Raw genomic sequence first — 14,757 nt, 5'->3', positions numbered from 1 at the left:
AAGGACCGCCGAGAGTAGCAGATTGTTATAGCTCAAGTACAGAGAGTCACAAGGCGTGGTGTTAGGCAGTAGCGTGACCGCACGTGAGCGATTACAGAGTGTCACCGCCGGTCGAGGCCCGGTCCCTGCGGCGGTGGGTCGTGCTGCTGCTCTGCTGGGCCTCGCTCACCATGACCTCCGTCGACCGTTCCGCCTGGGGGCCCGCGTCGCTGCAGGCGGGCGAGGCGCTGGGGGTGTCGCTGGCGGGGCTGGGGGCGTTCGCGACGGCGTACTACGTCGGTTACGTGCTGTCCAACATCGGCGGTGGGCTGCTCGGTGACCGGATCGGCAGCCGGGTCGTGTTGTCGGGGTCGCTGTTCACGGCGGGCGGCTTCATGATCGTGTTCGGGTCCGTGCCGTCCGCCGGGGCCGGGATCGCGGTGCAGGCGCTGATCGGGCTCTGCGCGGGGGCCGACTTCGCGGCGGGCGTCAAGCTCATCGCGTCCTGGTTCGGCGACCGGGAGCGCGGGCTGGCGATGGGCGTGTTCACCATGGCCTCCTCGCTCGGCACGATGATCGCCAACGTGCTCGTGCCCCGGCTGATCCAGTGGTACGACTGGCGGGTCTCGTACCACCTGTTCGGGATCGTGTCGATGGGGCTCGCGCTGGTGTGCCTGACGCTGCTGCGCGACCGGCGCGAGCCGCCGGCCGCGCGCCCGTCGCTGCGCGGCCTGGCCCGCGACCGCGACCTGCTGCTGATCGGCCTGGCCGGCTTCGGCGGGCTGTGGGGCACGTACGGCTTCGTGACCTGGTCCAACACCCTCATGGTGAAGGGGCACGGGCTCGACCCGGTGGCCGCGGGCACGGTCGTCGTGGTGTTCGCGGCGGCGGGCGCGGTGGGCAAACCGGTCATCGGCCTGGTCACCGACCTGGCCGGACGGGGACGCAAACGCCCGGCGGTCGCCGTGCTGGTGGCCTTCGCCGGCTGCCTGCTGCTGTTCGGCGGCATGGAGACGGAGACGGCGTTCCTGGTGACGGCCGGGTTCGCGGGGCTGGGCGCGTACCTGTACTCGCCGCTGCTGATCGCCATGGTGCCCGGCCTGTCGGGGACGGCGCTGGCCGGCTCGGCGGCGGGCGCGACGAACGCGGTGGCGCAACTGGGCAGCGTGACCGTTCCGGTCGTGGTGGGCGCGGTCTACCAGGCCGGCGGCTCCTTCTCCGCCGCGTTCGCCACCCTGGCCGCCGGGCCCGTGGCGGGCGCCGTGGCCCTGTCCTTCGTCCGCGAGGCGCGCGGCCGGTCGCGGACCGGCCGCGCGCCCCAGGTCGGTTCGCCGGCGTGACGGCGCCGCCGGGCCGGTAGGCGGCCGGCGTGCCGCGCCGTCGCCGGGGATTCAGCGCAGCCGGTCCAGCACGGTCCGCAGCACGGGCGCGAACGCGTCGGGGGCGTCGGCGAAGCCCGTGTGGTCGCCGGGGAACAGGACGGGGTCGAGCCCGAGCGCCAGCCCCAGGGCGCGGGAGGCGCGGTCGCACAACTGCCCGGCCGACTCCTCGCCGATGCCGATCACGAGACCGGGCGCCGAGCGCAGCCGGTCCAGGTCGGGCACCCAGTGCGTGGTGGCGTGCAGCTCGTGGGCGAACCAGCGGCGCTCGTCGGCGACGTCCTGCGGGTCGCGCGGGCCGCCGAACATCATCTCCAGCGCGCCGTCGGGCACCGTGATGCCGGCCTGGCCCATGAACCCCGCCCAGGCGCCGATGACGTCACCGCTCAGGTAGGCGGCGATGAGCTCGTCGGTTCGGCGGTGCAGCTTGTCGCGGTCCGGAAGGAGCTCGATCAGCGGCGGTTCGTGGGCGATGACGCCGCGCAGCTGCTCGGGACGGGTCTGCGCCAGGGCCAGCGCGGTGACGGCCCCGCCGCTGGAGCCGAGGACGACGGCCGGCCCGGCGTCCACGTGCGCCAGCAGGCGGGACAGGTCGTCGGCGCGCAGCCGCGGCGTGGAGTCCTGGGCGGGGTCGTCCAGGAGGCTGTGCCTGATGCCGCGCGGGTCGGTGGTCAGCACCGTGTGGTCGTCGGCGATCAGGTCGGCCAGCGCGGCGAAGGAGCCGGCGTCCATCGGCGCGCCGACGAGCGCGACGAGCGGGCCCTGGCCGCGTACCTCGAAGTGCAGGCGGGCGCCCGGGACGTCGAGCGTGGAGACGGTCGTGGTCATGATGTCCTCCTGGAAGCGACGGCCCTGACGTGGGCCGCCGGATGGTCGGCCGCGGCCGCGGTCGTGACGACCGCGTCCAGCAGCGGTGGTGCGGCGACGGCCACGAGCAGCGCCAGGGCCGCCGGGATCACCAGGGCGAGGGGCAGCGACGCCGTCGTGGCGACGTACCCGATGAGGGCGGGGCCGGCGAGGCCGCCGCCGTAGCTGACGGTGGTGACCGCGGACAGGCCACGCGCGGACCCGCCCGCGGCTCCGAGCAGGCTGGCCACGACCGGCCAGACCACGGCCACGCCCGCGCCGGACAGCGCCCAACCGGCCATGGCGCAGCCCAGACGGGCGGCCGCCCCCGCGGGCAGGACGCCCGCGAGCAGGACGAGCCCGTAACCGGCGGTGGCGGTCACGCCGGCCAGCCGGATCGTGACGCGGACGCCGAGCCGCGTCCTGACGGCGTCGCCGGCGAAGCGGACGAGCGTCATCGCCACGAAGAAGACGGTGTAGACGAGCGACCCGGTGGCCGGGTGGGCGCCCAGGACGCGGGTCGCGTGCACCCCGGCCCAGTCGGTCGCGGCGCCCTCGGCGACGAACGCGGCGGCGCCGATCACGCCCAGCATGGCCAGCAGCCCCGGCCGCAGCCGAGCCGCCCCCCGCGACTCCGCCCGCCGCGCCGCACCCGCATCCCCACCGGTGGCCCCGACAGCGCCCCCAACGGCGGCCCCGGCAGAGGTTCCGGCGGTGGTCCCGGCAGCGGCCCTGGTGGTGGCCATGGCAGCGCCCCCGACGGCGGCCATGGCGGCGGTCAGGACCGTCGCGCCCACGAGCATCAGCACCCGCACGTCGGCCCCCGCATGCAGGACCGCGGTGACGAGCGCGCCGCCCGCCACCGCGCCGAGCGTCCACGTGCCGTGCACCGTGGCCATGATCGGCCGCCCGAGCCCGCGCTCGACGGCCACCGCCTGGACGCTCAGGGCCACGTTCAGCAGGCCGGAGAGCACCCCGAGCAGGGCGGCGGAGACCATCAGCGGCCCGGCGCCGGCCGCCAGGGCCGGACCGGCCAGCGCCAGCGCCGCCGCCGGGGCGCAGACCCGCAGCAGCCCGCCCCCGGACCACCGGTCGCACAGCCGTCCGGCCACCGGCATGGCCACGAGGGCGCCGGCGGCCAGCACCATCAGCACCGCGCCGAGCCCGCCGGGCCCGAGCCCGAGGCGCGCGTCGGTGGCGGGCAGCGTGGCGGCCCACACCGCGTTAGTGACGCCCGTCAGCCCGTAGCACAGCGTGATCGTTCCTCGTCCGGCCATGTCCTGATCCTGGCGGTGGCGCGGTGCCCGGGTCCAACACCTGTTCGAACGCGATTCACGCGCCTGCTGTGTGAATCAGGTAGGAAGGTGGCATGCCGGACGACGTCGAGATCCGCCTGCTGCGCCACTACGTGGCCGTCGCCGAGGAGCTGCACTTCAGCAGGGCCGCCCAGCGCCTGTACGTGGCGCAGCAGGCGCTCAGCCGCGACGTCCGCAAGCTGGAGGACCGGGTGGGCCGCCGGCTCCTGGAGCGCACGACCCGCAAGGTCGCCCTCACCCCTGAGGGACGCCTGCTGCTGACCCGGGCCCGGGAGATCCTCGCCCTGTACGACGCCACCATGCTGGACCTGCGCGGCCGGCCCAGGTCGCTGACGGTCGACGTCGTCGGCGCCGGTCTGACCCCTGCCCTGGTGCTGGCCGCGGCCCGCGCCCACGCGCCGGGGGTGGAGTTCTTCGCCCGCTTCCACAGCGGCACCGAGGCGGCGGCGCCCCTGCTCGCCGACGGCCGCCTCGACGTCACCTTCGGCCGCGGCCCCGAAGCGCCCGGCCCAGGAACGTCCGGCTTCGGAGCGCCCGGCTTCGGAGCGTCCGATCTCGGAACGTCCGGTCTAGGAGCGTCCGGCGCCGGAGTGCCCGGCCGCGTGCGGTGGCGGCCGGTACGCCACGAGCGCATCGCGGTGCTGCTGCCCGAGCGTCACCCGCTGGCCCGGCTGCCCGCGATCCCCCTGGAGTCGTTGCGCGGCGCGAGCCCGTGCATCCGCGCCGGCGACCACGCCACGCCCGGCTGGGAGCACGCCGTCCTGCAGCTGCTGGCCCCCTTCGGCGTCGACGCCGCCCTGGCCCATCCGCACGTGCGCGGCGGCGACGAGCTGGCCCAGCACCTCCGCGACCGCGACGCGCCCATCCTCACGCTCACCACGCAGCCCGACATCCCCGGCGCGGTCCTGCGCCCGCTGGTGGACCCGGTCGCGATGTTCCCCTGGACGATGAGCTGGCGCGCCGACGACGACCATCCCGGCCTGCGCGCCCTCCACCAGGCCGTGGACGAGCTGGCCGCCGCCCACGACTGGCTCGGCGTCCCGGACGGCGCCTGGTTCCCCGGACCCGAGGCCGGGCCCGGCCGTCAGAAGGCGTAGCGGATGCGGCAGTAGGGGAGCCTGGCGGCGGTCAGGCCGGTCAGGGCGGCGACGTAGCGGCCCTTGTGGCCGTTGCGGTAGCGGACGTTCCAGCCGCCCGTCTCCGACCGTTTGGCCTGCTGCAGCTCAGGCCGCCACAGCACCTCCTCCGCCTTCGGGTGCCAGCCCAGGTTGACCTGGTGGAGCCGGTCGTTGTGGGTGAGGAAGATCACCTCGGCGGCGAGCTGGGCGCGGGCCTCGGGCGACAACGCGTCGTCGAGCCGCTCCAGCAGCTCGGCCCAGTCCGCCAGCCAGCCGTCCCGGACCACCACCGGGCTCAGGTTGACGTGGACCTCGTAGCCGGCCGCGACGAAGTCGTTGATCGCGTCGATGCGCTCGGCGACCGGCGAGGTGCGGATGTCCAGGAGCTTGGAGTCGGCGGCGGGCATGAGGCTGAAGCGCACGCGCGTACGCCCCCGCGGGTCCCAGCCGAGCAGGTCGCGGTTGACGTACTTGGTGGCGAAGCTGGCCTTGGCGTTGGGCAGGTCGCGGAAGAGCTCGACCAGGTCCCGGACGTTGTCGCAGATCGTGGCGTCGAGCGAGCAGTCGGAGTTCTCGCCGATGTCGTACACCCACAGGCGGGGATCGACCTGGTCCGGCTGAGGCTTGACGCCCTGGCGGCCGGCGTGCCGCCGCAGGTAGCCGGTGATCTGGTCGATGTTGGCGAACACCGTGATCGGGTTGCTGTAACCCTTGCGGCGGGGCACGTAGCAGTAGGCGCACGCCATCGCGCAGCCGTTGGCCGTGGAGGGCGCGATGAAGTCGGCCGAGCGGCCGTTGGGCCGGGCCGTCAGCGACTTCTTGACGCCGAGCACGAGCGCCTCGGTCTTGATCCGCACCCAGCGGGCCACGTTCGTCTCGTCGCCGTACAGCTCGGGGATGCGGTGGTGGCTCTCGACCTCGACGATCTCGGCGCCGGGGAACCTGGCGAGGATCTCGCGCCCGCGCGGCAGCGCGGCAGCCGCGGGCTCGGCGTAGATCCGCCGGACGTCGAGGAGGCCGGTCACGGCCGCTCCGGCTGTTCCATGGGGCAAGAGTATGCGGTCCGGGACGCGAGTTGCCAGGTCAGCACGGGTGCGCCGCAGCGTCGGCAGTGCTCGCGCCGGTACACCCAGCGCTCGGAGGGGGCGTCCGGGTCGCTCACCACCTGCCCGGCGTCCCGGCCGAGAGCGAGATGCCTGACCGCCGTGTCCCACAGCCGCCCGGCGGCCTCGGCGGAGACGCCGCGGGCGTTCGGATGCAGGCCGACGAGGAACAGCAGCTCGGCCCGCCACGCGTTCCCGATGCCCGACCACACCCGCTGGTCCAGCACGGCCGCGCCCACCGGCCCGCCGAACGCGGTCAGCCGGGCCACGGCCTGCTCCGGCACGGCGTCCGCGCGCAGCGGATCGGGCCCGAGCGAGCCCCGCAACGCCGCCACCTGCCCGCGGGTCAACGCCTCGCACCGCGACGGCGCGATCAGGTCGTAGGCCACCTCGCCGGTCGCCAGCCGCAACCGCGTGCCGGGCCGCGGCGACGTCCCCGGATCGTCGTACCGCAGGAAGATGCCCCGCATGCCCAGGTGGACGTGCACCGTGGGCGCGTCCGCGAAGTGGTACAGCAGGTGCTTGCCGACCGCCTCCACCTCCGTCAGCACCCGCCCGTCCCACGGCCGCGCGTCGAACCGCCCCTGCGGCCCCGCGGCGAGCACCGTCCGCCCGGCCAGGTCCGCGTGCTGCCCGGCGGCGTGCCGGTGGATGAGATGTCCTTCGGGCATGCCCCGGGCCATACCCCGTGAGCTGCGCCGACGCGCCGCGGGCAGCCGGTCCACTGAGTGGACCGAACGTTGCCCGCCCGCCCTCCACACCAACAGCATGGACGCGACGTAAGCGATCGCTCACCTGGAGCGACGATCGCTCGGGCGATCACGTCGTCCCACGGAAGGACGAGCACGATGAACGACAGATCGGCGCGGGCCCTGTCCCGGGCCCTCATCGCGATGGTGGTGACGGCGCCCGGCGTGGCCGCCGCGAGCAGCGTCCGGGCCACGCTCGACCCGCTCCCCGGCAACGCCCGGTGCGCCGCCATCCACCTCCAGAACGGGCAGACCGCGTTCTGCGGCACCCGGAGCGTGCCCGACGACAACCCCTTCCAGTTCGACCGCGCCGTGGGGGCCGTCCAGGTCACCGACCTGGTCCACCGGGAACAGTTCGCCTTCTCCTCCCCCTTCGTCGGCTGAGCGGGAAAGGGTGGTGAAGCCTTGACCGGTCCCGCGGAGAAGCCGGAGCAGGTCCGCCTGGTCCGCACCGCCGATCTGGCGGATCTGCGCTTCGGTTTTCCCGGCCTGTCGTTCAAGCGCCCGTCGGCCCGCCGGATCCTGATCAGGACCGTGCCGGACCGCGAGGGGCTGATCGTCGTCACGTTCGCCGCGCAGCACATCGTGGAGCAGGCGTTCTTCGAATCGGCCGGGGCCGGGCTGCCCGATCCCGTCCCGGTGCAGCCCCACCCGGCGCCTCCCGTCGTCTCCCGGATCAGCGGGCGCACCGTGCTGGTCTTCGTCGTGGGGCCCGACGACGAGGTCCCTTACACCGCCGAGGGCCTGCTGGCGGCCATGAAACGGCTGCCGCTGCGCACGGTGGGCGACCAGGGCCCGGCCGACCCGCTGCGCGACCCGGCGGGGGATCCGCGGACCGCGATCGAGCTGCCGTACCGGCTGCTGCTGTCACCGCCCCCGGACGTGCGCTGGACGCACCGCACGGCCCCCGCCGACGACGCGGAGCGGGTGGAGCTGTGGCACACGCGGGTGCGCGACACGCGGGCCAGAGCCGTGTGGACCAGGGACTTCCCCGGCGACACGCCGGTCGATCCGCCGCCCGACCCGCTCACCACGTCGCTGACGCCCGCCGACCGGGCCGCGCTCGTCCACCTCACCAGCGACCGCGGGCTGTTCACCGAGCCGGGGCACCAGCCGTACGTGCCGGTGCCCGTCGAGGTCGGCCACCTGATCCTGTCCGCCCTGGGCGGCTGGCTCGACGCCCTCGGCAGCTGGGACCCCCGCCCGGCGATCACCAACGTCAGCCAGTGGCGGCACCGCGCGGCCATGGGCCGCGACCACTACGTACGGGTGCTCTACTCGGGCTATCTGTGCCCCTTCGGGCACCGCGTGGACCTGGTGAAGGTGACCGAGCGGAAGTTCGACCCCGATCGCCCGGAACATCCCGCCTACCTGGCCCAGCGCATCTTCATCACCTGCCGCGAGCCGGTCAGGGACTTCCCGCCCGGCACGGTCCGCCGCGACGACGACGGCGAACGGCTCGACGCCCTGTTCCCGTTCCGGCGGGTCGAGCTGCTGACCCTGGTCACCCCCGACCTCTCGCCGCCCGCCGACGTCCTGCCGGTGCGCGAAGGGCAGTACGCCTTCTTCCCCGCCGTCCGCGACCAGGACCCGTTCCTGTTCAAGGTGCGCGCGACCGACCTGGCCGGGCGGGAGACCGAGTTCAGCACCCCGCTGCTGTTCCTCACCGAGAACTTCAACAAGGGCGCCGACCTGGCGGCGGCGGCAGCGGCGTACAACGCCCTGGACCCCGGGCCGTCGGAGACCCCGCCGGACCGGCTGAGCGCCGCCCTGCGCGGCGCCCGGGTCGCCGTCGCGGCGCCCGCCGCGCCCGACGACACCACCGTCGAGGCCGCGACCCTCGTCTGGGGGGCCGCCCTGCCGACGGACCGCGACGACCGGTTCTACCAGCGGATCCCCGGCTTCCTTCCGGTGCTGCGCTGGGCCTCGGCGGTGGTGCCGGCCGTGAGCAGGCTCACCGGCGCGCCCGGACCCCGCCCGGTCCGGTACGCCCGGCGCTACCGGCTGGCCGCCTTCGACCGGACGCCCGACAGGCCCGGCGACCCCGTCAACCCCGGCGAGGTCTTCCTGGAGCTGGTCACCGGCACGTCCCCGCTGGTCATGGACTTCGACGACCAGCGGGACCGCGCCGGCGGCCTGGCCGCGCCCACGTTCACCGTCGCGGGCCTGTCCCGGCTGACCGGGCCGGTCAGCGCCGCCAGAACGCCCGCCGCCGGAACGCCCGCGGCCGGGACGCCCGCCGCGGCGGCCGACCCGCTCGGCACGGTCGCCGACGGCACCTTCCGGCCCTCGGACTTCTTCGACGCGATCGGCGCGAAGCTGTTCGGCGTCATCCCGCTGTCCGCCCTGGTCAAGGCGGCCGGCCTGGACCAGGAGCTGAAGGCGCCGCGGTTCGTCACGCAGACCGTCAACGCCGCCACCGCCTTCCTCAGCGACCTGCGCCGCGCCGAACGCCAGCTCGTCGGCGTGGCCGCGCGCTTCCCGGCGGTCGCCGCCGCGGCCGGGCGGGTACGGACCACCGCGCTGACCCTCGCCGCCACCGTCGAGGCGTTCATCGCGGGCACGGCCGACCTCGGCCAGGTGGACGCGGCCTTCCGCGACTTCAGCGCCGCCCTCGACGCGCTCGGCACCGGCCTTCCCGCCGAGGTGGACCACGCCGTCGTCACGCTGCTCGGCCACCTGCGACAGGCCCTCGCCATCTGGGACGACGCCCCCGCCGGGGTGCTGCCGCTGCGGCAGGCGATCGAGACCGCCAAGGCCGGCCTGCGGCTGCCGGAGTCCGTCGCCGCCCGGCTGGAGTGGACGCCCGACATCCAGCCCTGGTCGTTGCGGGAGGGCGAGCAGCCGGTCTTCGTCCCGCACGACGGCCACGGCGACCCGGCGCGCGAGGGCCGCTTCTCCGTGGTCGTCGACCTGCGCGCCGGGCTGCGGCCGGACACCCGCCCGGCCGCCGACGTGACCTGCACGCTGGAGGAGTTCGACCTGGTGCTGCTGCCGGGCGTGCTGGAGGCGATGCGGCTGGACTTCCGGCGGATCAGGTTCACCGTGCGAGCCGGTGAGAAGCCCGACGTCGAGGTGGCGTTCCGGAACGTCGAGTTCATCGGGGCGCTGTCGTTCGTCGAGACGCTGCGCCGGATCATCCCGCTCGACGGGTTCAGCGACCCGCCGACGCTCGACGTCTCCCCGCGCGGCGTGCTGGCGAGGTACGGGATGCCGCTGCCGAACCTGGCGATCGGCGTCTTCAGCCTGGAGAACATCTCCCTGAACGCCTACCTGGACCTGCCGTTCGCGGGCACCCGGCCGCTGGAGATCGGGTTCGCGTTCTGCCGCAGGGACGCGCCGTTCCGGCTCACCGTCTCGCTGTTCGGCGGCGGCGGCTGGTTCGGGATCGTGTTGTCGCCCGACGGGGTCCGCGCGCTGGACGCCGGCCTGGAGTTCGGGGCCGCGGCGTCCGTCGACTTCGGGGTGGCCAGCGGCAGCGTGTCGGTGATGGCCGGGATCTACTTCCACCTCGACGCCGCGACCGGGCAGGCCGTCCTGTTCGGCTACTTCCGCGCCCGCGGCGAGGTGGACGTCCTCGGCCTGGTCTCCGCCTCGATCGAGCTCTACCTGGAGCTGGGGTACGAGGGCGGCGACGCGGTCGGCCGGGCGAGGATCACGATCACCATCGAGATCGGGTTCTTCGAGGAGTCCGTCGAGATCAGCTGCGAGAAGCGGTTCGGCGGCGCCCGGTCACTGGCGGCCGCCGCGGAGCTCGCCGAAGCCGCGGTCGTGGACGGCGGCGAGCCGGCCGGTTCCGCCGCGACCTTCGCCCAGATGATGGCGCCGTACCGGGATCCGGTCACCGGCGCGCGACGAGACCCGGTCGCCGAGTACTGCGGCGCCTTCGCGGAGGTGGCCTGACATGAGCGAACGGACCGGACAGAGTACGGGGGAGCGCATGGGCACGTTCAAGGTTCTGTGGACGGCGTTGCCGGCCGGGCCGGCCGGACCGGGCGAGGTGCGGCTGTCGGTCGCCGTCGGGCCCCGGCTGGAGGCGCCGCGCGGCCGGCTCGACGACGTCGGGGAGTTCACCGACTGGCCGAGGACGTTGCGCGAGACGGTGCTGCCGGCCCTGCGGATCGTGTGGGACGGCCACGCGGCCCCGGTCGTCCCACACCCCGACCCGAGATCCCCGGCCCCCGACTCCGACCTGTGGGGGAGACTCTTCCCTGCCGCCTCGCCGGTGCGGTCGCGCTCCCTGGCCGCCGCGGGCGCCCTCGGCACGGCGGTCGCGGCGGGCTCGCCGGGCGTGCGGGTGTTGCGGTCGTTCCCCGCGGCGCTGGTCCACGAGCGGATCGCCACGCTGTACGACCAGATCGGCCAGGCCGTGATCAGCGACCGCCTCACGCCTCCGGGAAACGGCGAAGCCGCCCTCGGCCGGCGCGGGGACGGCACCCTGCGACGGCCCTGGCGTCAGCCGTACACCGGTCTGGTCCGTGAGCTCCCGGTGGTCGGCGAGATGAGCAGGTTCAGCGGCGACCCCCAGGCCGCCTACCGGGCCATCGACGGCATGATCGGCGGGGGCGTCCGCGCCGCCGCCGACCTCGGCCCCGCCACCCTCGACCGGACGAGCGCGGCCTACCGGGGCGACGAGACGAGGTTCGCGCTGGCCGAGGCCGTCCGGTTCTACGACCGGCCCAAACCCCCGGGCGGCGGCGGCCCGGCGGGCGCGCAGGCCGTCCAGCCCCGGCCGGACCCGCCCGACGTGGAGTTCCACGGCGTCTGCGGCTTCCTGGCCGACTATCCGGAGCTGTGCCGCCGGCTCGGGCTCGTCCTCGACCTCGTGGTCCCCGTGCCGCCGGGGCTCGCCGCCGCCGGACGGCTCCGGGTGGCGTTCGAGGACGTGCCCCCGCCGTTCGACACCGACCGGCTGCGGCCGTGGACGCTCTTCGACTTCGCGCCGGAGGAGCGCTTCACCGCCGCCTCGCCGCCCGGGCACCCCGTCCAGGGCGGCTGGCTCGGCCTCGGCGGCGACGACTGGACGGTCACCGACGCCGACGTCGACGGCGCGGCCATCAAGGCGGCCGACTTCACCGCGCTGATCGAGCGCATGCACGGGCTGAGCGGGCCGAGCGGCCAGCCGAGCGCCCAGCACCTGGGCACCGGCACGACGGCGCTCCAGGGCGCCGGGCTCACCGTCTTCCACCGCGGACGCGACGCGTGGCTGGCCGCCCAGATCGGCGACGACGCCGCCCACCAGCGAGGAACGGGCGACCAGGTGCCCGAGCTGCACGCCGGGCACCTGGTCCGCGGGTTCCGCGTGGACGCCGGGGTCGTCGGCCCCGGCGGCGCGGTCACCGGCTGGCTGTCCCTGTGCCGCCGCCGGGGCTCCTACCTCATCCGCCGCGGCGGCCAGCCGCCGTACTGGATCGAGGGGATCGCCGACGACGAGGGCGCGGTCCGGGCGAGCGCCGTCACCCGCGACGCCACCAGGACCGACGAGCTGTACGTGCACCAGGCGCTGTTCGGCTGGGACGGCTGGAGCCTGGCCGCCCCGCTGCCCGGCCGCACGCTGGACAGGTTCGGCCGGCCGGTCGTCGCCGATCCGGAGGTGGACCCGAACTTCCCGCTCGACACCAAGTTCACGCCGGTGCCCGGCTCGCTGCCGGCGCTCCGGTACGGGCGCACCTACCGGCTGCGGGCCCGCGTCGTGGACCTGGCGGGCAACGCCCTGGACCCGGCGGCGCAGGCGCCCGCGTCCGCGCTGTCGCGGGCGATCACGTACTCGCGATGGGAGCCGGTGCCGCCGCCCGTCATCGTCGAGCGAAAGCCGTTCAACGAGGGCGAGTCCAGCCAGTGCCTGGTCATCCGGAGCACCGTCACGGCCGCCGGACGCGACGTGCCCGCCTGGGAATGGGCCCTCGACCGCCAGAACGTCCCCGGCCACACCGACCACCCGCCCGCCGCCGACGGGCTGAGCCGCCGGTACGTCTACTACGACGAGCGGTTCGTCGCCCCGCCCAAGACGTCGCTGCAGATGGCCGAGCGGCACGGCCGGTTCGACGACGCCATCGGCGGCGACCGGCCGCAGGAGGTGCGCAGAAGGTTCTTCACGGCCGCCGCGCGCGAGTCCGGCACGTTCCTCGACACCGTGGTCAGCTACGCCGACGACCCGCGCCGCACCCGCGACCTGCTGTTCTTCGGCGAGATCGCGGTCGCCAAGCACGACCCCGCCGACCCCGAGCCGGTCACCCAGCTGCCCGTGACGCGCGGCGCCGGGCTGAAGCGGGGCGAGTTCGTCGTGCACACCGCCTCCGAGCTGATCCTGCCGTACCTGCCCGACGTCCTGGCCAGGGGCGTCACGCTGTACGGCCTGCCGGGCGCGCCGCCCATCCACCCCGTCTCCTTCTACGACGGCTTCCACGACGTCTGGCCGGACGCGGCGCCGTTCACGCTGCGGATCGAGGAGGGGGACGGGCCGCCGCGATGGCAGGACATCCCGCGCCGGCTCACCGTCCACCTGCCCAAGGCCGAGATGGCGACCGTACGGCTCAGCTGCCGGCTCACCGCGGCCGACCTCGCCCTCCTGCCCGTCTGGCAGCGCCTGCTCGTCTCGGACTTCTGGCGCGACCTGACCGACGCCGAACGGGAGCTGATCGCCGAGGAGACCGTCGCCGGGCTGAACTGGCTGCTCACCCCGTACACGGAGCTGCGCCTCGTGCACGCCGTCGAACGCCCGCTGTCGCCGCCCGCGCTCGCCGGGCTGGACTTCGATCGCGAGCCCGAACAGACCTTCGCCGACCTGCGGGGCACACTGCGCTCGCACCCCCGCAGTACCGGTCACGTCGACATCGACGCCACCTGGACGCGCTGGATCGACGACGTCACCGAACCGGCCCCTCGCCGGATCAGGGAGCACGCCCACGTCGGCCGGGTGGAGCTGGCACACTCCGACCGCGACGAGGTACGCCTGCCGCACTCGGCCACCCCGGTCCGCCACGACTTCGGCGACACGCTGCACCGCAACGTCGCCTACCGGCCGACCGCCACCACCCGGTTCCGCGAGTACTTCCACCCGTCGATCAACGCCGATCCCGGCCTCGTCACCAGCACCGGCGAGCCGAGCGCCGGGCCGTCCGGGCGGGGCTGGCCGGTGCCCGCGAGCAGGCGGCCGGAGCCGCCGAAGCCGTCGTACCTGCTGCCCACCTTCCGGTGGAGCCGGCAGGAGGACCGCCGCGACCGGCGTTTCGTGTCGGTACGCGACGGGGCCGGCGTCCGGGTGCACCTGGACCGGCCGTGGTTCTCCTCCGGCGACGACGAGTTGCTGGCCGTCGTCCTCGACCCGCCCGGGGGCGACGCGCTGCCCGGCCGGCTGGCGACCCGGTGGGGCACCGATCCCGTCTGGTCGGACGCGACCGTGCTGCCCCCGCCCGCTCCCGGCAACTTCCCCGGACCCGTCACCGCCGTCGGGCTGCGGCTTGCCGAGTCGGGGGAGGGCCGCGAGCTGACCGGGGCGGTCGTGGCGTACGAGCCGTCGTACGACGCGGCCAAGCGCCTGTGGTTCGCCGACGTGGACGTGGACCTCGGCGTGGCCGGGCGGGAGTCGGCCTGCTTCCCCTACCTGCGCCTGGCCCTGGCCCGCTACCAGCCGCACGCGCTGACGGGGCTGGAGCTGTCGCCGGTGGTGCAGGCCGAGTTCGCGCAGCTGGTGCCGCGCCGTACGCTGACGGTCGAGGAGGTGTCCGGCGGGGGGCTGCGCGTCGTCCTGGCCGGGCCTGCCGCCGCCACCGAGCTCGGCGCGCAGGCCGGTGCCGGGCTGCCCGGGATCGCGGCGAGCCACCGCGTCACCGCGACCGTCCAGCGGCGGCCCTTCACCAGCGCGGAGGAGCTCGACTGGACGGACACGCCGATCACGGCCGAGCTGACCTGCGGCACGGCCCAGACCGGCTACCAGTGGTCGGCGGTGATCCCGCCGGCGGTGCTGGACATCGTCTGGCAGTACCGCCTCCTGGTGGAGGAACGCGAACGCTACCGCACCGACCCCGGCACGGCCGACGCGACAGTCGTCATCGACGCCGCCGGGGGCGGTGTGCAGGAGCGGATCCCGGTGGGCGAGCGGCTCGCGCACGCCGACAGCGTCCCGCTGCGCGCCCGGCTGGGGCGGCTGGTCATCGACTTCGACGCCTAGCCGGGCCGCCCGGCCGTGACCGGCGGCGACGACCGCCGGTCACGGCTCCCGGGGGGCATGGCTCATGGCCTCGGGGCGGCCGGGGCTCACCGGTCGG

Annotated in this window: 9 protein-coding genes; 5 read left to right on the top strand and 4 right to left on the bottom strand. The window is 75.0% G+C overall.

Annotated elements, in window-relative coordinates; all coding sequences use genetic code 11:
- Window positions 1-83 precede the first annotated feature (83 nt).
- A complete protein-coding gene (locus tag ACNF49_RS37615) occupies window positions 84-1,319 on the top strand; it encodes an MFS transporter (RefSeq protein ID WP_482940586.1) in 1,236 nt (411 codons plus the stop codon).
- A gap of 51 nt (window positions 1,320-1,370) precedes the next feature.
- Here ACNF49_RS37615 and ACNF49_RS37610 read toward each other — a convergent pair whose 3' ends face one another.
- On the bottom strand, window positions 1,371-2,186 hold the full coding sequence (locus tag ACNF49_RS37610) for an alpha/beta fold hydrolase (RefSeq protein WP_357971752.1): 816 nt from the start codon (window positions 2,184-2,186) through the stop codon (window positions 1,371-1,373).
- Entirely contained in the window at window positions 2,183-3,481 is a 1,299-nt protein-coding gene (locus tag ACNF49_RS37605) for an MFS transporter (protein ID WP_482940585.1), read from the bottom strand. Before ACNF49_RS37605 ends, ACNF49_RS37610 begins: the two co-directional genes overlap by 4 nt.
- A 92-nt stretch (window positions 3,482-3,573) precedes the next feature.
- On the opposite strand from ACNF49_RS37605, the gene ACNF49_RS37600 reads away from it, so the two are divergent.
- Window positions 3,574-4,617 carry a LysR family transcriptional regulator gene (locus tag ACNF49_RS37600; RefSeq protein WP_482940584.1) on the top strand — a complete coding sequence of 348 codons (1,044 nt, stop codon included), beginning with the start codon at window positions 3,574-3,576 and terminating at the stop codon, window positions 4,615-4,617.
- Here ACNF49_RS37600 and ACNF49_RS37595 read toward each other — a convergent pair.
- Window positions 4,605-5,663, bottom strand: a complete 1,059-nt coding sequence (locus ACNF49_RS37595; RefSeq protein WP_482940583.1) for a spore photoproduct lyase family protein — start codon at window positions 5,661-5,663, stop codon at window positions 4,605-4,607. The genes ACNF49_RS37600 and ACNF49_RS37595 overlap by 13 nt on opposite strands.
- Window positions 5,660-6,412: a DNA-formamidopyrimidine glycosylase family protein gene (locus ACNF49_RS37590; RefSeq protein ID WP_357971744.1), complete on the bottom strand. Its 753-nt coding sequence runs from the start codon at window positions 6,410-6,412 to the stop codon at window positions 5,660-5,662. The genes ACNF49_RS37595 and ACNF49_RS37590 overlap by 4 nt, the downstream gene beginning before the upstream one ends.
- A 177-nt stretch (window positions 6,413-6,589) precedes the next feature.
- On the opposite strand from ACNF49_RS37590, the gene ACNF49_RS37585 reads away from it, so the two are divergent.
- The 3 genes from ACNF49_RS37585 to ACNF49_RS37575 are packed head-to-tail and all read left to right on the top strand — an operon-like array spanning window position 6,590 to window position 14,660.
- A complete protein-coding gene (locus tag ACNF49_RS37585; protein WP_482940582.1) occupies window positions 6,590-6,874 on the top strand; it encodes a hypothetical protein in 285 nt (94 codons plus the stop codon).
- A gap of 21 nt (window positions 6,875-6,895) precedes the next feature.
- Window positions 6,896-10,393: a hypothetical protein gene (locus ACNF49_RS37580; RefSeq protein WP_482940581.1), complete on the top strand. Its 3,498-nt coding sequence runs from the start codon at window positions 6,896-6,898 to the stop codon at window positions 10,391-10,393.
- A gap of 1 nt (window position 10,394) precedes the next feature.
- Window positions 10,395-14,660 (top strand): hypothetical protein, encoded by a 4,266-nt coding sequence (locus ACNF49_RS37575; RefSeq protein WP_482940580.1) that lies wholly within the window; start codon window positions 10,395-10,397, stop codon window positions 14,658-14,660.
- Window positions 14,661-14,757 lie beyond the last annotated feature (97 nt).

The sequence above is a fragment of the Actinomadura sp. ATCC 39365 genome (assembly GCF_054392275.1).
This window is presented reverse-complemented; position numbering and strand designations above follow the sequence as displayed.

Excerpts from the sequence above, each read along its gene's own strand:
- ACNF49_RS37590 (WP_357971744.1), bottom strand. The coding sequence starts at position 6,412 with ATGCCCGAAGGACATCTCATCCACCGGCACGCCGCCGGGCAGCACGCG.
- ACNF49_RS37605 (WP_482940585.1), bottom strand. The coding sequence starts at position 3,481 with ATGGCCGGACGAGGAACGATCACGCTGTGCTACGGGCTGACGGGCGTC.
- ACNF49_RS37610 (WP_357971752.1), bottom strand. The coding sequence starts at position 2,186 with ATGACCACGACCGTCTCCACGCTCGACGTCCCGGGCGCCCGCCTGCAC.
- ACNF49_RS37600 (WP_482940584.1), top strand. The coding sequence starts at position 3,574 with ATGCCGGACGACGTCGAGATCCGCCTGCTGCGCCACTACGTGGCCGTC.
- ACNF49_RS37585 (WP_482940582.1), top strand. The coding sequence starts at position 6,590 with ATGAACGACAGATCGGCGCGGGCCCTGTCCCGGGCCCTCATCGCGATG.
- ACNF49_RS37575 (WP_482940580.1), top strand. The coding sequence starts at position 10,395 with ATGAGCGAACGGACCGGACAGAGTACGGGGGAGCGCATGGGCACGTTC.